Here is a 17,543-nt window from a genome sequence, read left to right as displayed (position 1 = left end):
GGACACGCCCTCACCCGAGGCGCCCGCCGAGCCCCAGTACTCCCGCGAGTGGTTCGTGAGTCCGGCCGGCAACGACTCCGCGGCCGGCAACGAATCGCGTCCGCTGCGCACCATCTCCAAGGCCATCACCCTGGCGGGTCCGGGCGAAATCATCCGCGTCCAGGCGGGCACCTATGCGGAGAAGCTGGTGTTCGACTCCAGCGTGCGCGCGGGCACCGCGAGCGCGCCCATCACCCTGCGCGGAGAGGGCAAGGCGAAGCTCGTCCCCACCTCGGGCGGTTGGTACATGGCGCTCGTGCAGCGGCCGAACTGGCGCATCGAGGGCTTCGAGTTCGACGTGCGCGGCCAGCGCCAGGTCGCGGTGACGTTCGCGGGTGACACGCAGGGCAGCGTGCTGGCGAACAACGACCTGCACCACGGCTCCTTCGGCAGCGGCATCAGCACGGACGCCGGCGCGCGGGGCATCACCATCGAGAACAACCACATCCACCACTTCGCCCAGGGGAGCACCGACTCCCACGGCGTCGTCATCGCCCCCACGTCGAAGAACATCACCGTGCGCGGCAACGACATCCACGACAACTCGGGTGACTCCGTGCAGTGCCTGGGGCCCGAGGGCTTCAGCAACGACGCGCCCGCCGCCGGGGTCCTCATCGAGGGCAACGACATGTATGACAACCGCGAGAACGCGGTGGACATCAAGACGTGTCACGACGTCACGGTGCGCGGCAACCGGATGCACGGCTTCACCAAGTCCGCGACGTCGCGGGGCGAGGCGATCGTGGTGCACTACTCCGCGAAGAACGTCATCATCGAGGACAACGACATCTCGCAGGCCTCGCTGGGCGTCGCCATCGGCGGCAACCGCTTGAATGCCCCGCCGACCAACGTGTCCATCCGGCGCAACCGCATCTTCAACCTGAAGACGCCCGAGGGCTCCGCCATCCGCATCGAGAACGGCGTGGACGTGCGCGTGCTGCACAACACCGTGACGGGGACGAACGGGTTCGCGCTGGTGCTCGGCCACGGCACGGGGGGCGACTCCACCAACGTCGCTGTGCGCAACAACATCTTCGACACGAAGAACGCGGTGCACCTGGGCCACAGCGCGCCGGGCTTGAAGATGGAGTCCAACCTCTACCAGCCGGGCGCCAACTTCACGACGGGCAAGTTCTTCGTCCCCGAGCTGTCGTGGGTGGGGACGCTGTTCGCCGCGTGGAAGCAGCAGGAGGGCCAGGACGTGACCTCCATCGAAGCGCTCAACGCGCTGGTGGACACGGACTCGCTCGAGCCCGGGCCGGGCGCGGTGGACAAGGGCATGGACCTGGGCCTGCCCTACTGCGGCGCCGCTCCGGACGTGGGCGCCATCGAGTCCGACTGCCCCACCGTCATGCAGACGGCGACGGCGGAGCTCACCGAGTAGCACTCCGGTGATGACCTCCCACGCGGACTGTCGCGTGGGAGGTTGCTTCGCGCGGTGAGTCGCGAATTCGAGGCTCGCGGCATCCGCCCGCTCAGCGACGCTGCGACGTCCCGGTGGGCTGTCAGGAGAGGACCCACGCCCGCCGCAGCGCCACCACGGAAGGCTTGCGCCCGTTGGCCGCGCCGCGAACCGCCGCGCCCTGCACAGCCTGTGACGCCCAGCCTCATGCACCCAATGCTGGCGAGCAGGTCGAGCAGAGCGCCCCGCTACGCGCCAAGCGGCGGCGGCACAGCCTCATGCATCCAACGTGCGAGAGCCGTGTCGCCGTCGGTCCTCGCCTCTACGCGCCGAGCAGCTCGCGGTGCAGCCGCGCCGTGAGCGGCTTCAGGTGCGGCTTGTCCACGAGGAGCGTGAGCTGGAGCGGAGACGTGTGAGCGGCATGCACCTTCGCGCCCAGCTCCTCCGCCGCCACCAGCGACTGACGCAAGGGCGCCCAGTCCGCGTTGAGGCCCACGCCCACGCACGTGACGGTACCCAGCTCCTCGCGCCACGTCACCGCCGCGCCGAAGCGCGTGGCCAGCTCCTTGCGCAGCGCCTCCGGCCCGTGGATGTCCGCCAGCGGCACCAGCAGGTACGCGTGCCCGGCGCCCCCAGTCAGCCCGTCGTACCCGAGCGAGCGGCCTCGCACGCCCCGGGCGTCCAGGAACTCCAGGAGCTCCGCCAGCGGTACCTCGGCGCCCGCCGCGAGCACCGCCAGCTCCGCGTCCGCGGTGACGCCCTTGATGCGACTGTCCGACGGCGCGGTCAGCTCACGCACCACCGTGCCGCTGCCCTCCGCGTGCGCCGTGCGCGCGAGGATGGCGATGCCGCGCGACTTCGCCCACTCCACCGCCTGCGCGTTGAGCACCTTGGCTCCCGCGCTCGCCAGCTCCTGCATCTCGTCGTAGCTCAGGGACTCCAGCTTGCGCGCGTCCGGCACCACGCGGGGGTCCGCGCTGAAGATGCCGTCCACGTCCGAGTAGATCTCACACGCTTCCGCCTCCAGCGCCGCGGCCAGCGCCACCGCCGTCGTGTCCGAGCCACCACGCCCCAGCGTGGTGACCTCCTTTTTGTAGGACACGCCCTGGTAGCCGGCGACGATGACCACCTTGCCGCGCGCCAGCTCGTCGTGGATGCGATAGGGCCGCACCTCCACGATTCGCGCCTGTGCGTGCGCGTCCGTCGTGATGATGCCGCTCTGGCTGCCTGTGAAGCTGATGGCCGGCACCTCCATCTCCTGGAGCGCCATGGACAGCAGCGCCATGGAGATGCGCTCGCCGCACGTCAGCAGCATGTCCAGCTCCCGCCGCGCGGGGTCCGGGGACACCTGCTTGGCCAGCGCCAGCAGCTCGTCCGTGGTGTCGCCCATGGCGCTCACCACCACCACCACCTGGTACCCGGCGTCGCGCTTGTCCTTCACCCGGCGCGCCACCTTGCGAATCTTCTCCACGTCGGCCACCGACGAGCCGCCGTACTTCTGGACCACGATAGGCATGAGCGTCTCACTACCCTTCTTGGGCGTGTCCGGGGAACCACACCGGAGTGGAGTCTTGCAGGAGCCCGGCCAGCGAGGGGAAGCACCCAGGCCGCTCGCCGGGCGTCGCCTTGACACCCCGAAGACCCCTCCTATAGTCGGCGGCGGTTCTGCCCGGGCCGTCCGAGACACACCTCCACGGCCGGCGGCCCAGGTCGAGCACGTCTTCCTGGAGCCTCCCCATGGCGATGATCGAGGTGCAGCACCTCACCAAGCGGTATCGCGACCGCGTGGCCATCGACGACCTCACCTTCAGCGTCGACGAGGGCGAAATCCTCGGCTTCCTCGGGCCCAACGGCGCGGGCAAGTCCACCACGATGAAGATCCTCACCGGCTTCCTCCCCGCGTCGGAGGGAGTGGCCCGGGTGGGTGGCTTCGACGTCCACCGGCATCCGCTCGAGGTGAAGCGCCGCATCGGCTACCTTCCGGAGACGCCGCCGCTCTACCCGGAGATGACCGTGGAGAGCTACCTGCGCTTCGTCGCCTCGCTCAAGCGCCTGCCCTCGCGTGAGCAGAAGACCGAGGTGGAGCGCGTGGCCGCCCTCACCGGCGTCACCCATGTGTTGGGCCGCGTCCTCGCGAACCTGTCCAAGGGCTACAAGCAGCGCACCGGCATCGCCCAGGCGCTGCTCGGCTCGCCGCCGGTGCTCATCCTCGACGAGCCGACCGAAGGGCTCGACCCCGCCCAGCGCGCCGAGGTGCGCGCGCTCATCAAGGGCCTCGCGGGCAAGCACACCGTCATCCTCTCCACGCACATCCTCCCGGAGGTGACGATGACGTGCGAGAAGGTCCTCATCCTCAACCAGGGGCGCATCGCCGCCTACGACGACCTCCGCAAGCTGGCCGGAACCCAGGGCACCGCCGAGAGCGCGTCGCTGGAAGAGGTCTTCATCAAGCTGACCGCCGCCTGAGCGCGCGCCTTTCGTCCCCCTTCCAAGGAAACCCGTCGGCCCATGCGCATCGCCCTGGCCATCGCTCGCAAGGAGCTGTCCCTCTACTTCACCACCCCGTGGGCCTATGGCGTCTTCACGGCGATGGTGGCGCTCTCGTCGTTCTTCTTCGTGGGCCTGCTGGAGCGCTTCCAGCAGGTGCAGGAGATGGCGCGGCGCACGAACTGGTCCCAGCTGCCCGAGGACTTCACCGCCTACCGCAACCTCACCGACGGCGTCGTCGTGCAGCTGTGGGGCATCGTCATCATCATCACCCTGTTCGTCGCCCCCTTCCTCTCCATGCGCCTGTTCGCGGAGGAGAAGCGCAACAAGACCTTCGAGCTGCTGATGACCGCGCCGGTGCGTCCCATCGAAATCGTGCTGGGCAAGTACCTGGGCGGAGTCGGCATCATCTGCGCCACGCTGGGCCTCACGCTCGTCTTCCCCGTGGTGCTCTCCGCGTTCGGCAAGGCGGACTCCGGCACCGCGCTGGAGTGGTCCACGGTGCTGCTGGGCTACGGCGGCATCCTCCTGTGGGGCGCGACGTGCATGGCGGTGGGCATGTTCATCTCCGCGCTGACGGAGAGCCAGATGCTCGCGGCCTTCCTCACCTTCGCGGTGCTGCTGCCGTGGATGCTGCTGTCCGGCGTGGCGCAGGGCGCCGAGGAGCCGGCGCGCTCGGTGTTGATGTACCTGTCCTTCGACGCGCAGCTACAGAACCTGCTCAAGGGCATCCTGGACGTGAAGAGCTTCGTCTTCTTCGCCTCCGTCATCGTCTTCTCGCTGGTGCTCACGCACCGCACCGTGGAAGCGCGACGCTGGGTCTCGTGACGTGGCCCGCCCACTCGTGAAAGGCAATTCCCCGGACATGAACGCGACCCTCATCGGCAGGTACCTGGGCGCCTTCGGGCTGCTGCTCCTCGTCTCCAGCCCCTTCACCCTCTTCATCACCTCCGGCAGCCCCGTCGCCTCCGGAGTGAAGGCGGGCGTGGGCCTGGCGCTCGTCGGCGTGTACCTGGCCACGAACCTGAAGCAGTTCGGCCAGCTCGCCACGCGCAAGTCGAGCACCTTCTTCATCACCTCCGTCCTCACCGTGCTCGGCGTCCTGGGCGCGCTCGTGGGCATCAACTACGTGGCCCATCAGCAGGCGCCGCAGTGGGATTTGACGAAGGAGCGCATCCACACGCTGGCGCCGCAGACCATCGCCACCCTGGGCACGATGCCGGAGAAGGTGAAGGCCATCGGCTTCCTGCCGCCGACGCACGAGTCCTACGCGCTGCTGGAGACGCTGTTCCAGCGCTACCACGCGGAGGCGCCGGCGAAGTTCGAGTACGAGTTCAGGGACCAGCGCCGCTCTCCCGAGATGGCCTCGAAGTACCAGCTCAAGGAAGGTCAGGCGAGCGTGGTGCTGGCACGCGGCGAGTCGCACACGACGCTCGCCGCCGTGTCCGAGCAGGACCTCACCAACGCGCTCATCAAGCTGGGCGCGGTGGGCACCCAGCGCGTCTACTTCATCACCGGACACGGCGAGTGGCCTCTCGACAAGGATGAAGCCGCGCCCTCGGACCCGGGCGGCTCGCTGTCGGAGCTGCGCCGGCAGCTGCTCCAGGAGGGCTACGCCGCGGAGGCCATGTACCTGGTGGGCACCACGGACATCCCCCGCGATGCCTCGCTCGTGGTCATCGCCGGCGCGCGCGTGCCGTACACGCAGCCGGAGGTGGCGGTGCTGCGCAAGTACCTCTCGAGCGGCGGACGGCTCGTATACTTCACCGACGCGGGGCTGGTGGATGGACTGGGCGAGCTGCTCGCCGAGCACGGCATCCTGGTGGACGAGGGAATCGCCGCGGATGCGCAGTTCAACAGCGGCAACCCGTACGTCGTGCAGTCGCCCTTCTACAGCACGCACGCCATCGTCGCGCCGCTCAAGCAGCGGGGCATGAACGTGGAGCTGCCCACGCCACGCAGCCTCACCGTGCTGCGCGAGGGCATGGCCGAGGGCGTGCGCGTGGAGCCTCTGGTGCACACCTCGCAGCATGGCTGGGTGGAGACGAAGCCCGACGAGAACGCGGTGCCGTCGGATGGCGAGAAGACGGGCCAGCTCACGCTCGCGGCCGCCATCGTCCGCGATACGAAAGACGCCGCCGACAAGCGCTTCGACGAGGGGCGGCTCGTGGTGGTGGGCGACTCGGAGCTGCTGTTGGACCCGAACTGGGGACACGAGCCCAACCGCAACCTGGTGATGAACACGCTGGGCTGGGCCTCCAACCAGGTGACCAAGGTGACGATGCGACCTCCGGACCGCGAGGTGTCGACGCTGGAGCTGGACACGGATGCGATGGACCACATCCGCTTCATCTCCACCGACCTGATTCCCCTCTCCATGATGGGCCTGGGACTGGCCATCTGGCTGACGCGGCGGAACAAGTGAGCGCCTCGCGCGGAGGACTCGTCGCGCTGCTCGTCCTCGGCACCGGAGCGCTGCCCGCGTGCAAGGAGTCCGGGCCGCGCGAGCCACGTGAGCAAGCCGTGGCGGAGCAGCTCTTCGCGCCTCCGCCGGGGACGACGCCGGGCAAGGACGCGGCGCCCGTGTTCACCCGCATCACCGTTCGCGCGCAAGGTGACACCACCGAGCTGGAGCGTGGGCCGGACGGTTCGTGGCGAATCGTCGCGCCCGTGCAGGCCCGCGCGGAGCCGGCGGCCGTGGAGGCCCTGCTCGAGACCCTGGAGCGCTCGAAGTCGAGCACCCTGGTGGCCGAGGCGCCCACCGACGCGGACCTGAAGAAGTACGGGCTCGACTCGCCCGTGTTCACCGTGACGGCGCAGGCCCAGGTGTCGGGCTCGCCGCACGCGGTGACGCTGCATGGCGGCGTCGAGAACACGTTCGATGGCTCCGTGTACGTACGCCGCGAAGGTGACCCCAAGGTGTACGCGGCGCAGGGCTCGGTGCGGTGGAGCCTGGACAAGGACACCTTCGCGCTGCGCTCGAAGGAGCTGCTCGGCGAGCTGGAGGTCACCGCGCTCGCGGGCATCGAGGTCCGCGCTCGGACGCACACCTACGTGCTGGAGCATGAGAAGGGCACCTCGCGCTGGCGGCTGACGAAGCCCGTCTCCGAGCGCGCGGACGAGGCCCGGGTGTCCGCGCTGCTCAAGGCGCTGAAGGAGCACCGCGCGCTCTCCTTTCCCAAGGACACACCGGAGACTCGCAAGAAGCTCGGCCTGGAGGCGCCGCTGGTGGACGCGCGCTTCACGCGGACCTCGGGCGACACCGTGCGCATCCGGATGGCGCAGGTGATGGAAGACGGAGCGCCTCGCTTCCACGCGCTGCGTGAGCAGGGCTTCGTCGCGACGCTGGCCGAGGTGCCCGAGGGCGCGCTCGAGGTGCTGGACGTGGACGTGCTCGAGCTGAAGGACAAGCACGTGCTGAGCTTCCGCCGCGAGGACGTGCGGCGCGTGGTGTTCCACCCGGGCGGCGACGCGCCCGCCATCACCCTGGTCAACGTGGCCGAGGGTGACGGAGGCACGGAGTCCTGGCAGGTGGAGTCGCCCGTGAAGGGCAAGGCCCAGCACTTCCGCGTCGTGTCGCTGCTGCGCGCGCTGGGCGCCATCAAGGCCACGAGCTTCGGTGAGGCGAAGCCCCGGAGCTGGGCGAAGTACGGCATCGACGACGCCTCGCGCGGCGCGGTGCTGCTGGGCGCCCAGGGCCAGGAGCTGGCGCGACTGTGGCTGGGCACCGAAGTCCCGGAGTCCTCCGAGCTGCGCTACGCCCGAGGCTCCGGCCCCGAGGTGATGGAGGTCTCCGTCGAGGGCCTCGCCCTGCCCCAGCGGGCCGAGGACCTCATGGACGCCGCGCCCGCAGCGGAGCCCGCCAACGCACGCGGCCCGTGAGGGCGCACACGGCCGCACCGTGACAATCCACTACGTCGGGAAGGTGACGCGACGCGCCGCCGGATTTGACGCGCGCCTCGTGCACATTCCCGTGGGCCTTCCCTCGGGAGATGGTGCGGGCCGCTGACATTCTCTGGCAGTTCTTTGTGCTTTCCTCCTCCTCCGCCCCTCCCTACCTTTGGCTCACACTCGTAGATGATGTTCGGAGGCAGTGTCATGGCGACCACGGCGGAAAACCCGATTGGGCTGAATGGCTTTGAGTTCGTGGAGTTCACGAGCCCCGCGCCCGAGGCGATGGTGGCGCTGGTGGAGAAGCTGGGCTTCACGGCCTACGCCAGGCACCCGACCAAGGCGCTGGTCCGCTACAAGCAGGGCGACATCAACCTGCTCATCAACCAGGAGCCCACGGGTCAGGCCGCCGAGTTCCGCGCCGCGCACGGCCCGTCCGCCAACGCCATGGCGTTCCGCGTGGCCAACGCCCGCGCCGCGTACGAGCTGGCGCTGGAGCGTGGCGCCGTCGCCGCGGACCCCGCCACCAGCTCCCTGGGCGAGGGCTTCTATGTGCTCCAGGGCATCGGTGGCAGCCTGCTGTATCTCATCGACCGCCACGGCGCGGCCGGCACCCTCTACGACTCCTGGGTGCAGATTCCCGGCGCCGCCGAGTCCGAGGCGAAGAACAGCGTGGGCCTGGAGTCGCTGGACCACCTGACGCACAACGTGCGCCGGGGCCAGATGCGCACCTGGTCGACCTTCTACAACCGCATCTTCGGCTTCACCGAGCAGAAGTACTTCGACATCAAGGGCCAGGCCACGGGCCTGTTCAGCCAGGCGATGATCGCCCCGGACCGGGCCATCCGGATTCCGCTCAACGAGAGCCAGGACGAGAAGTCGCAGATTGAAGAGTTCCTGCGCGAGTACAACGGCGAGGGCATCCAGCACCTGGCCCTGTCCACCCAGGACATCTACGGCACCGTCGAGCGGCTGCGCGCGCGCGGCGTGGACCTGCAGGACACGCTGGAGGCCTACTACGACCTGGTCGACAAGCGCGTGCCCAACCACGGTGAGGACCTGGAGCGGATGCGCAAGAATCGCATCCTCATCGACGGCAACGAGCAGGAGGGCCTGCTGCTGCAGATCTTCACCAACAACCTCTTCGGCCCCATCTTCTTCGAGATCATCCAGCGCAAGGGCAACGAGGGCTTCGGCAACGGCAACTTCCAGGCCCTGTTCGAGTCCATCGAGCTGGACCAGATCCGCCGCGGCGTCATCAAGGTGGAGAAGTCCCAGAAGTAGCTCCCGGCCCGACTCCGGAGGAACTTCACGGTGAGCCTCGAGAATCGAACCGCGGTACCTCCGAAGAGCGGGCTCCGAAAGGCGCCCGGCGACTACCTCTCCGGATTCGGCAACGAAGTGGCGACGGAGGCCGTCCCCGGCGCGCTGCCCGTGGGACGCAACTCTCCGCAGAAGGTCCCCTTCGGACTGTATGCGGAGCAGCTGTCCGGCACGGCCTTCACGGTGGCGCGCCGGGAGAACAAGCGCTCCTGGCTGTACCGCCTGCGTCCCAGCGCCAACCATCCCGCGTATCAGCCCCATCCGCAGGGGCTGGTGCGCGGCGGTCCCTTCGACGAGGTGCCGCCCTCGCCCAACCGCATGCGCTGGAGCCCCCAGCCCGTGCCCACGGAGCCCACGGACTTCGTCGAGGGTCTCATCACCTACGCCGGCAACGGCGACACGGCCACGAGCTGCGGCATCTCCATCCACCTGTACCGCGCCAACCGGTCCATGACCGACAAGGTGTTCTACAGCGCGGACGGAGAGCTGCTCCTCGTCCCGCAGGCGGGGCGGCTGACGCTGGTGACGGAGATGGGCGTGCTGGAGCTGCGCCCGGGTGAAGTCGCCGTCGTGCCGCGCGGCGTGCGCTTCCGCGCGGAGCTGCCGGACGGCCCCGTCGCCGGCTACATCTGCGAGAACCACGGCGCGCTCTTCCGGCTGCCGGACCTGGGCCCCATCGGCTCCAATGGACTGGCCAACGCGCGCGACTTCCTCACGCCGGTGGCCGCCTTCGAGGACGTGGACCGTCCGACGCTGGTGGTGCAGAAGTACCAGGGTCGACTGTGGGCGTCCCAGTTCAACCACTCGCCGCTCGACGTGGTGGCGTGGCACGGCAACCTGGCGCCGTACAAGTATGACCTGGCGCGCTTCAACACCATCGGCACGGTGAGCTACGATCACCCGGACCCGTCCATCTTCACGGTGCTGACGTCGCCCAGCGAGTCGCCCGGCACGGCCAACTGCGACTTCGTCATCTTCCCGCCGCGGTGGATGGTGGCCGAGGACACGTTCCGGCCGCCCTGGTTCCACCGCAACGTGATGAGCGAGTTCATGGGGCTGGTGCAGGGGGTCTACGACGCCAAGGCCGGCGGCTTCGCTCCGGGCGGCGCGTCACTGCACAACTGCATGAGCGGACACGGTCCGGACCGCGCCAGCTACGAGCAGGCCATCAAGGCGGAGCTCAAGCCGCACAAGATTCAAGACACGATGGCGTTCATGTTCGAGTCACGCTGGGTCATCCGCCCCACGCGCTTCGCCATGGAGACGTCGTCCATGCAGCTCGACTACGACGACTGCTGGGCGGGCTTCGAGAAGGCCCGTCTGCCTTGAGCCTTCCGACCCGGCAGCGCGTCTGGACGACGCCTCCTGATGTCACGCTGTGCCCGGTGGACTCCCTCCCGGACCCGGGCGCGCGCAACTTCGTCCTCCAGATAGAGGAGGCCTTCTTCCACGGCTTCCTCGTGCGCAAGGACGGGCAGGTCCACGGCTACGTGGACCGGTGTCCTCACGCGGGCCTGCCGCTGGCCCGTGTGCTGGACCAGTACCTGACGCCGGACAAGCAGCACCTGGTCTGCGGCTGGCACGGCGCGCTCTTCCGCCCCGACGATGGCAAGTGCGTGGGAGGCCCCTGCAACGGCGCCTCCCTGACGCCCTGGCCCGTGAAGGTGGAGGACGGCATGGTCGTCACCACCTGAGCGGCGGCGCTACACCTCCAGCAGCACGTAGCGCTGGTCCGGCGTGTGCTTCGTGAGCAGGGGCATGGCGACGTTGAAGACGGGGATGCCGCTCTTCGTCTTGCCCTGCAGCGAGCCGTGGTGCGCGTGCCCGTGGAAGACCGCCTCCGCGCCGTAGTGGTCGATGGGCATCGCCAGACGGCTGGTGCCGAGGAAGGGGCGTATCTCGATGTTCTCCCCTTCCAGCGTCTCCGGAATCGGCGCGTAGTGCATGATGATGACCTTGCGCGGCGTGTCCAGGTGGCTCAGCGCCGCCTCCAGCTTGAGCGACTCCGTCACCGCCTCCTGCACGAAGGCCTTGGTCTGCCCTTCACCGAAGGCCTGCAGCGTCGCGTTGCCGTAGCCGCCGCCGAAGCCCTTCACCCCGGCCACGCCGAGCACCTTCTCGAAGATGTAGTGGTCCCCGTCGAGGATGTGCACGCCCACCTTGGACAGCTCCGCGCAGATGTCCTTCACGTGGCCCTGCTCGTAGTCGTGGTTGCCGAGCACCGCCGCGCACGGCACGCGCAGCGCGGACAGGTCCTCGGCGAGCACCTTGCCCTCCTCCAACATGCCGCGGTCCGTGAGGTCCCCGCATAGCACCAGCAGGTCCGCCGTCGCGTTCACCTGCTTGACGAGGTGCCGGAACCGGCCGTGCTGGTCCTCACGACAGTGAAGGTCACCGACCGCCGCCAATCGAACCTTCGAGCTCGGATCCCTCGCCACGCTCGCCCCCCAGTCGTCGTTCGTTCTCGTCCCAGGCCCGCCCGTCCCCGAACCCCCAGTGATGGATGTCCACGTGGTAGTTCACCTTGGAGACGAGGTTGCCCCGACACAGCTTCTGCTCCCAGCCGCCGTCGCGCATGCTGTCCAGCGTGCGCCGCATCAACTCCGCCATCACCCAGTCGGGGATGAGGTCCCGCTCGGAGGGATAGGCGAAGCGGAACATCATGAGGTGGCTGAGCAGCACCTCCCAGTACCGGTCGAAGCGGCGCATCAGCCGCTCCCAGTCCATCTGCTTGCCCGCCTTGAGGATGAGGTGGTTGACGTCCGCGCCGTCGAAGCGCTCGCGCTCGGCGACGAACGCCTTGGACCAGATCATCTCCTCGGCGGGGGCGACCAGGCACTCGTGGCCAAAGATGGTGGAGGTCCGCGCGTGCTCGAACCACCCATCGTCCACCTCCGCCACGCCGTTGCCGGACGAGAAGATGAAGTCGACGAAGTACTCCCCCTTGAAGGCCTTGTAGAGCCACACCTCGTCGGTGCGCTCGGTGCGCCAGCCGTCCTTCTCCAGGACCTCCAGCGCGCGCGCCGCGTCCGCCTTGCGGGGGAACAGGTCCAGGTCCTTCGTGTCCCGGTAGATGCCGGTATAGGTGGCGTACGCGTACGCACCGCCGACCACGAAGGGCACCCCCGCCTCACGCAGCAGCCCCACGGCCCGCGCCCGGGCGTTGAGCTCGTCCGAGGTGCGCTCGCGCTCGGCCAACGCCGCGTCGGTGCCCATCTCGCCAGGATGGTTGGGGTGTCGTTTTTCCATGGGCGAAAGGTAGGGACGCGGCATTTCCATCGTCCGAAAGCCGCCCGAAGTCGCCCGAGGAGCAGCCGGGCGGCCTCCAACCCCCTGGAATCACGGAGGCTTTCAAAGTCAGGCGGGCGCCTTTTCTGTTTTCCGACGGGGCTGTGTCCATAGGAGCGAACACGCTGCCGCACGGCCCGCCGGGGGCCATCCGAACAGGAAGGAAGAAGGACCATGCTGCGCAAGAGCCTGCTGTGTGCCGCCCTGATGCTGGTGGGTTGTGACTCCGACAAGAAGCAGGACGTGGAGTCGTTCCGCCAGGGAGTTCCCTCCAAGCAGATGGTGGAGGTGTCGTCGCCGGGACCGACGGGCGACGGGCAGGGCAAGACGTCCGCGTACTACGGCGAAGGTCAGCTGTCGGGGAACTACCTCCTCACCGCCACCGCCGCCGTGAGCATCAACGCCGCCACGCTGAGCGTGCTCGGGCTGGTGGCGGAGATCGTCAAGCACCCGCCCTCCTCCATCGAAGGGGACATCGCCGTGTGGGGCCCGCACACCGGCCCCCTGGACCCCCTCACGTGGAAGCTGACCGTCAAGCACACCGGAGGCGACACCTACTCGTGGGTGCTGGATGCCAAGGGTCGGCTGGAGCCGGACTCGGGCTTCAAGACGGTGCTGTCCGGCTCGCACACGGCGGGCGTGGATGGGGATGGCGAGCGACTGTCGGGCTACGGCTCCGGCCAGTTCCTCATCGACTTCGAGAAGGAGCGCGCGCTGCCCGGCAACGAGGCGGGCGAGCAGCCCCTGGCCACGCTGGAGGTCCGCTACTCGCGCACCGGGCCGAACGCGACGGCGTCGGTGGAGGCGGACTTCGACTACACCAACACGGGCGACCTGGTGACGAGCGCGAAGTACCGCTTCAAGCAGGTCCCGGGCTCCGGCGGTGAGCTGGACTTCGTGTCGCAGCAGGACATCGACACGGACCCGACGCGCGCGAAGCTGGAGCGGCTGGCCATCAAGAGCCGTTGGGAGCGCAACGGAGTTGGCCGCTCGGACATCAAGCTGTCGGGCGGGGACCTCTTCGGCGAGGCCACCCTCAACGAGTGCTGGGACCCGGGGCACATGAGCACCTACTACGCGGCCAGCTACAACCCGGTCATCGGCTACGGGGTGGTGAGCGCCTGTGGCGGGTTCAGCACCGCGGTCTACTCCTCGTTGTGAGGCGGCTCGCGCTAGTCTGGGGTGCGTGACAGCTCCGCGCCAGCCGGCCCTCCGGGTCATCCAAGGCGGTCCCCTCCCGGACCGGCGTGACTTCCTGCGCGAGCTGTACACGCGGTACGGCGGCAGCGTGATGGGACGCTGCCGCTATCTGTTGAAGGACGCGGCGAAGGCGGAGGACGCGATGCATGACGTCTTCGCGCGCGCCCTGGCCCACGCGGAGGACTTCCGCGCGGACGCCTCGCCGCTGACGTGGTTGATGAAGATCGCCACCCACCACTGCCTCAACCAGTTGCGCTCGGAGCGTGCGGGCTGGAGGCAGTGGTTCGAGCGCGACGCCGCCGCGCGCTCGGAGGGACACGGTGGGGACGGTGAGCTGGAGACGCGGGACCTGGTGCGCCGGCTGCTGTCGAAGGTGGATGAGGAGACGCAGGCGGCGGTGGTCCACTACCACGTGGACGGGATGACCTTGGAAGAGGTGGCCGCGTTGCTGGGGCGCTCGGTGCCCACCATCCGCAAGCGGCTGGAGCGCTTCGCCGAGCTGGGCGGAGAGGAGCTGAGGGTTCGATGAGCGCGCACGAGTCGGAGTGGACACTGCGGCGCCTGAGGGCCGGCGAGCTGACCTCCCCCGAGGCCCATCGCGTCCGGGCCCACGCGGCCGGCTGCATCACCTGCGGCGCCGTGCTGAAGGGGCTCGAGGAGCACCAGGCGCGCTTCGAGGCGGAGCTCCCCTTCGAGCGCTTCGAGGCGGGCGTCGAGCGCGCCCTGGAGCGCCAGCAACACCCGCGGGCCACTCGCCCTCCCCCCCGGCGCTGGGTGCCCGCGACCGTGGCCCTGGCCGCGTCGCTGCTGGTGGTGGTGCTCGCGAAGCCGCTGCGGGAACAAGGCCCGGAGTGGAACCGGCGCAAGGGTGGCGACGACGCAGCGGAGCTGCGCATCGGCGGCGGCACGGGCCCGCAGCGCGAGGCACGGCCGGACAGGCCCGAGGCGCTGGAGCCCGGTGAGCGGGTGATGCTGGGTTACAAGGCGGGCGCGCACCGATACATGGCCGCCGTGTCCGTGGATGCCATCGGCGAGGTGACGGCGCTGCATCCGGAGTCCGGCGCCAGCGTGGCGGTGGAGCCCGGCGCGGAGGTGCACTGGCTGGAGGGGAGCTGGGAGTTCACCGGCTCGGGCGTCGAGCGCGTGGTGCTGGTGCTGGGTGACGAGCCCTTCGCGGTGGAGTCGCTGGTGGAGGCGACGCGGCGCGCCTTCGCGGCGGCGGGCGGCGAGGTGGAGCGGATGGCGCCGCTGGACGTGAAGGGCGCGCAGACGCACTGGGTGCTGCTCAAGCCATGAGGACACCCCTCTTCCCACTCGGGCGGGCCCTGGGCCTGGTGCTCGCGCTCACCGTGGCCTCGGCGGCGCACGCGGACAGCCTGCGCCGCTTCGCGCTGATTGCCGGCAACGACGAGGGCGGCGACGAGACGCGCCCCCTGCGCTTCGCCCGCGACGACGCGCGCAAGATGCACGGGCTGCTGGCGCGGCTGGGCGGCGTGGCTCCCGGCGACGCGAAGCTCCTGCTCAACGAGACGTCGAAGGACTTCCTCGCGGCGCTCACGGACCTGGAGGCGCGCGCGAAGGCCGCCCAGGAGCGGGGTGAGCGCACGGCGCTGCTCGTCTACTACTCCGGCCACGCGAAGGACGGCACGCTGCGGCTGGGCAACACGCGCCTGGGCTTCGATGACCTGAAGCGCCGGCTGTCGAGCGCGCCCGCGGACATCCGCATCGCGATTCTCGACTCGTGCCGCTCCGGCGCGATGACGCGCACCAAGGGCGCGCGGCGGGCCCCGGCCTTCGAAATCGAGTCCGGCGCGTCACGCGACGCGCGGGGCCTGGTCATCCTCACCTCGAGCGCGGCGGACGAGGACTCGCAGGAGTCGGACGCGCTGGGCGGCAGCTACTTCTCCCACCACCTGGCGAGCGGCCTGTTGGGCGACGCGGACCGCAGCGGGGATGGGCGGGTGACGCTGTTCGAGGCGTACTCGCATGCGTACGCGCGCACGGTGGCGGACACCGCGGCGAGCAGCGGCGGCGCGCAGCACCCCACGTTCAGCTACGACCTGGCGGGCAATGGGGACCTGGTGCTCACGGACCTGCGCGCGGGTGGCGACGGGCTGGTGGTGCCGCGGGTGGCGCCTCCGGGCATGTACTACTTCGTGGACCCGGCCGGGCTGGTGGTGGCGGAGCTGGACAAGACGGACGGCGTGGAGCGCCGCGTGGCCCTGGCGCCCGGCACGTACCGCGTGAAACGCCGGCTCCCGGACAAGCTGCGCATCGGCGAGGTGCAGGTGTCGCGCGGACAGCCCGTGGTGCTGGAGGAGTCGCGCCTGAGGGACGCGCCCTTCTCCGACGACCCGGTGAAGGGCGTGAGCATGGACGGTGGCGCGTGGTGGACGCTGGGCCTGTCCGGCGCGGTGCAGTCCTACTTCGACGCGCCCACGCGCCAGTCGCTGTTCCTCTCGGTGGGCCTGCTGGGCGCGGAGGCGCAGCTGCACGACTACTTCCGACGCGACTGGGTGTGGGGCGTGGACGTGGCGGTGGGGCGCAAGCAGGCGCTGTTGGACCTGCCCACGTTGAGTGGCCCCGCGTACCGGTACTCGGTGACGAGCCTGGGCACGACGCTCGCGTCCGAGTGGCCCCAGGGACGCGTCACCCCCTTCGTCGGCGCGCGCATGGCGTACCTCGTGATGCGGCGCGACTTCGAGGAGGCCGCGTATCCGGACCAGAAGTTCGCGATGTTCTCACCGGGGCTCGTCGCGGGGTTGCGCTGGCAGCCCTTGCGACGCCTGCACGTGACGGGACGTGCCCGGCTCCACTACCTGCTCTACACCGTGGACGAGCAACGCTCCCTGGGCTTCTGGGAGCTGGGCGCGCTCCTCACCTACCGGCCATGAAGGAGCGTTCGATGCGATACCTGACGCCCATCTGCCTGTGCCTGGCCCTGGCCGCGTGCGGCGGCGACTTCTCCAACGACGACCTGGAGTTCCAGAACGCCCTCCCCCGGCGAGAGGACCTGATGGCGAAGGTGCTCGGGCAGGAGCAGGCGAAGGCCCGGGCCCTGCGCGTGGCGTCCAAGGTCCACGCCCTGCGACTGGGGAGGCTGGGAGAGGCCTCCGGCATCGTCGGCGACACATCCGAGACGGGCCGCGACTTCAACGACTCGGTCGGCAACATGCTGCAGGCCATCGAGAACATCCGGACCCAGCCGGCGACCTCCCGCGGCCCCAACCGCCGGGTCTGGGGGCCGTTCCTGGGCAAGAACGACATGAAGTTCGACACGCGCTTCGTGATGACGCGTGAGGGGGGGCGCTTCGACTACCACCTCCAGCTTCGCGACGTCGGCGAGGGCGAGGGCGACTGGTGGAGCTTCCTCTCCGGCCAGTTCGAGGCGACCGGGGGCGTGCGCCGGGGGACGGGCGGCCTCATCCTGGACCTGAAGCGCTCCCGCGAGGAGGGGTACCTGGGCGTGGACGTCATCGACCGGCAGGAGATCCACTACCAGACGCAGACGTTCCCCACGCGGGTGGAGCTGGTCTGGACCTTCGCGGACACCACCCGGCCCCTGCCCTCGCGCTACGTGTACCGGGAGGGCGAGGGCGGCGTGGCGGAGATGACCTTCGAGCTGGCCCAGACGGACTTCGTGCTCGGGGGGTTGAAGGAGGACATGGCGCTCACCACGCGCTGGGCGCCGGACGGGCGGGGCCTGGGCGCGGTGGAGATATTGAAGGGCGACATCCCGGGCGCGAAGTACACCGAGTGCTGGGATGCCCAGGGGAAGGTGACGTTCATCTCCCGCTCCTGGGACATCTTCAATCCGACGGAGGGCGTGCGAGCCTCCTGCCCGGACCTGTCGGCGCTGGACCGGTGACCGGCCAACCCTCCGAGCGCAGGAGCGCGGGACGGCCTGGGCCCC

The 17,543-nt window shown here is 69.6% G+C and carries 16 protein-coding genes; 13 read left to right on the top strand and 3 right to left on the bottom strand.

Annotated features, from left to right (window positions below):
* Positions 1-1,423, top strand: a 1,423-nt coding sequence (locus FL311_RS13440) for a nitrous oxide reductase family maturation protein NosD (RefSeq protein ID WP_141325529.1), incomplete at its 5' end; no start/stop codon positions are given.
* 340 nt (positions 1,424-1,763) lie between these two features.
* Here the strand turns inward: FL311_RS13440 and FL311_RS13435 are convergent.
* Positions 1,764-2,957 carry an aspartate kinase gene (locus tag FL311_RS13435; protein ID WP_141325527.1) on the bottom strand — a complete coding sequence of 398 codons (1,194 nt, stop codon included), beginning with the start codon at positions 2,955-2,957 and terminating at the stop codon, positions 1,764-1,766.
* Between the two features lie 227 nt (positions 2,958-3,184).
* Between FL311_RS13435 and FL311_RS13430 the strand changes: the two genes are divergently transcribed.
* The 7 genes from FL311_RS13430 (at position 3,185) to FL311_RS13400 (ending at position 10,836) form a co-directional block, all read left to right on the top strand.
* Positions 3,185-3,907 carry an ABC transporter ATP-binding protein gene (locus FL311_RS13430; protein WP_141325531.1) on the top strand — a complete coding sequence of 241 codons (723 nt, stop codon included), beginning with the start codon at positions 3,185-3,187 and terminating at the stop codon, positions 3,905-3,907.
* Between the two features lie 42 nt (positions 3,908-3,949).
* Entirely contained in the window at positions 3,950-4,756 is an 807-nt protein-coding gene (locus tag FL311_RS13425; protein ID WP_141325525.1) for an ABC transporter permease, read from the top strand.
* A gap of 37 nt (positions 4,757-4,793) precedes the next feature.
* Positions 4,794-6,353, top strand: a complete 1,560-nt coding sequence (locus FL311_RS13420) for a Gldg family protein (RefSeq protein ID WP_141325523.1) — start codon at positions 4,794-4,796, stop codon at positions 6,351-6,353.
* Entirely contained in the window at positions 6,350-7,810 is a 1,461-nt protein-coding gene (locus tag FL311_RS13415; RefSeq protein WP_141325521.1) for a DUF4340 domain-containing protein, read from the top strand. The genes FL311_RS13420 and FL311_RS13415 overlap by 4 nt, the downstream gene beginning before the upstream one ends.
* A gap of 216 nt (positions 7,811-8,026) precedes the next feature.
* Positions 8,027-9,103, top strand: coding sequence for a 4-hydroxyphenylpyruvate dioxygenase (gene hppD, locus FL311_RS13410; RefSeq protein ID WP_141325519.1), 1,077 nt, complete (start codon positions 8,027-8,029; stop codon positions 9,101-9,103).
* A gap of 30 nt (positions 9,104-9,133) precedes the next feature.
* Entirely contained in the window at positions 9,134-10,471 is a 1,338-nt protein-coding gene (hmgA, locus tag FL311_RS13405) for a homogentisate 1,2-dioxygenase (protein ID WP_141325517.1), read from the top strand.
* On the top strand, positions 10,468-10,836 hold the full coding sequence (locus tag FL311_RS13400) for a Rieske (2Fe-2S) protein (RefSeq protein ID WP_141325515.1): 369 nt from the start codon (positions 10,468-10,470) through the stop codon (positions 10,834-10,836). The genes hmgA and FL311_RS13400 overlap by 4 nt, the downstream gene beginning before the upstream one ends.
* Positions 10,837-10,845: 9 nt before the next feature.
* Here the strand turns inward: FL311_RS13400 and FL311_RS13395 are convergent, their stop codons facing one another.
* Both FL311_RS13395 and FL311_RS13390 read right to left on the bottom strand, forming a co-directional pair.
* Complete coding sequence (locus tag FL311_RS13395; RefSeq protein ID WP_141325513.1) at positions 10,846-11,550, bottom strand: metallophosphoesterase; 705 nt, start codon at positions 11,548-11,550, stop codon at positions 10,846-10,848.
* Positions 11,534-12,358 (bottom strand): nucleotidyltransferase, encoded by an 825-nt coding sequence (locus FL311_RS13390; protein ID WP_194869185.1) that lies wholly within the window; start codon positions 12,356-12,358, stop codon positions 11,534-11,536. The genes FL311_RS13395 and FL311_RS13390 overlap by 17 nt, the downstream gene beginning before the upstream one ends.
* A 246-nt stretch (positions 12,359-12,604) precedes the next feature.
* Here FL311_RS13390 and FL311_RS13385 point away from each other — a divergent pair, with 246 nt between their 5' ends.
* From FL311_RS13385 to FL311_RS13365, 5 genes are read left to right on the top strand one after another with little or no spacing between them, the layout of a single operon-like run.
* The gene (locus FL311_RS13385; RefSeq protein ID WP_141325509.1) at positions 12,605-13,591 is read left to right on the top strand and encodes a hypothetical protein; all 987 of its coding nucleotides are present in this window, start codon (positions 12,605-12,607) and stop codon (positions 13,589-13,591) included.
* Positions 13,592-13,616: 25 nt separating this feature from the next.
* On the top strand, positions 13,617-14,159 hold the full coding sequence (locus FL311_RS13380; protein WP_141325507.1) for an RNA polymerase sigma factor: 543 nt from the start codon (positions 13,617-13,619) through the stop codon (positions 14,157-14,159).
* A complete protein-coding gene (locus FL311_RS13375; protein WP_141325505.1) occupies positions 14,156-14,926 on the top strand; it encodes an ACP synthase in 771 nt (256 codons plus the stop codon). Before FL311_RS13380 ends, FL311_RS13375 begins: the two co-directional genes overlap by 4 nt.
* On the top strand, positions 14,923-16,524 hold the full coding sequence (locus FL311_RS13370; protein WP_141325503.1) for a caspase family protein: 1,602 nt from the start codon (positions 14,923-14,925) through the stop codon (positions 16,522-16,524). Before FL311_RS13375 ends, FL311_RS13370 begins: the two co-directional genes overlap by 4 nt.
* An 11-nt stretch (positions 16,525-16,535) precedes the next feature.
* Positions 16,536-17,498 carry a hypothetical protein gene (locus FL311_RS13365; RefSeq protein WP_228556848.1) on the top strand — a complete coding sequence of 321 codons (963 nt, stop codon included), beginning with the start codon at positions 16,536-16,538 and terminating at the stop codon, positions 17,496-17,498.
* Positions 17,499-17,543 lie beyond the last annotated feature (45 nt).

Source organism: Myxococcus sp. AB025B (genome assembly GCF_006518215.1).
Lineage (GTDB): Bacteria > Myxococcota > Myxococcia > Myxococcales > Myxococcaceae > Myxococcus > Myxococcus fulvus.
The sequence above is the reverse complement of the archived record's forward strand: the minus strand, read 5'-3'. Positions and strand labels throughout refer to the sequence as shown.

Coding starts and splice junctions, on each gene's coding strand:
- FL311_RS13435 (WP_141325527.1), bottom strand. CDS start 2,957: ATGCCTATCGTGGTCCAGAAGTACGGCGGCTCGTCGGTGGCCGACGTG.
- FL311_RS13430 (WP_141325531.1), top strand. CDS start 3,185: ATGATCGAGGTGCAGCACCTCACCAAGCGGTATCGCGACCGCGTGGCC.
- FL311_RS13425 (WP_141325525.1), top strand. CDS start 3,950: ATGCGCATCGCCCTGGCCATCGCTCGCAAGGAGCTGTCCCTCTACTTC.
- FL311_RS13420 (WP_141325523.1), top strand. CDS start 4,794: ATGAACGCGACCCTCATCGGCAGGTACCTGGGCGCCTTCGGGCTGCTG.
- hppD (WP_141325519.1), top strand. CDS start 8,027: ATGGCGACCACGGCGGAAAACCCGATTGGGCTGAATGGCTTTGAGTTC.
- FL311_RS13390 (WP_194869185.1), bottom strand. CDS start 12,358: ATGGGCACCGACGCGGCGTTGGCCGAGCGCGAGCGCACCTCGGACGAG.
- FL311_RS13385 (WP_141325509.1), top strand. CDS start 12,605: ATGCTGCGCAAGAGCCTGCTGTGTGCCGCCCTGATGCTGGTGGGTTGT.
- FL311_RS13375 (WP_141325505.1), top strand. CDS start 14,156: ATGAGCGCGCACGAGTCGGAGTGGACACTGCGGCGCCTGAGGGCCGGC.
- FL311_RS13370 (WP_141325503.1), top strand. CDS start 14,923: ATGAGGACACCCCTCTTCCCACTCGGGCGGGCCCTGGGCCTGGTGCTC.
- FL311_RS13365 (WP_228556848.1), top strand. CDS start 16,536: ATGCGATACCTGACGCCCATCTGCCTGTGCCTGGCCCTGGCCGCGTGC.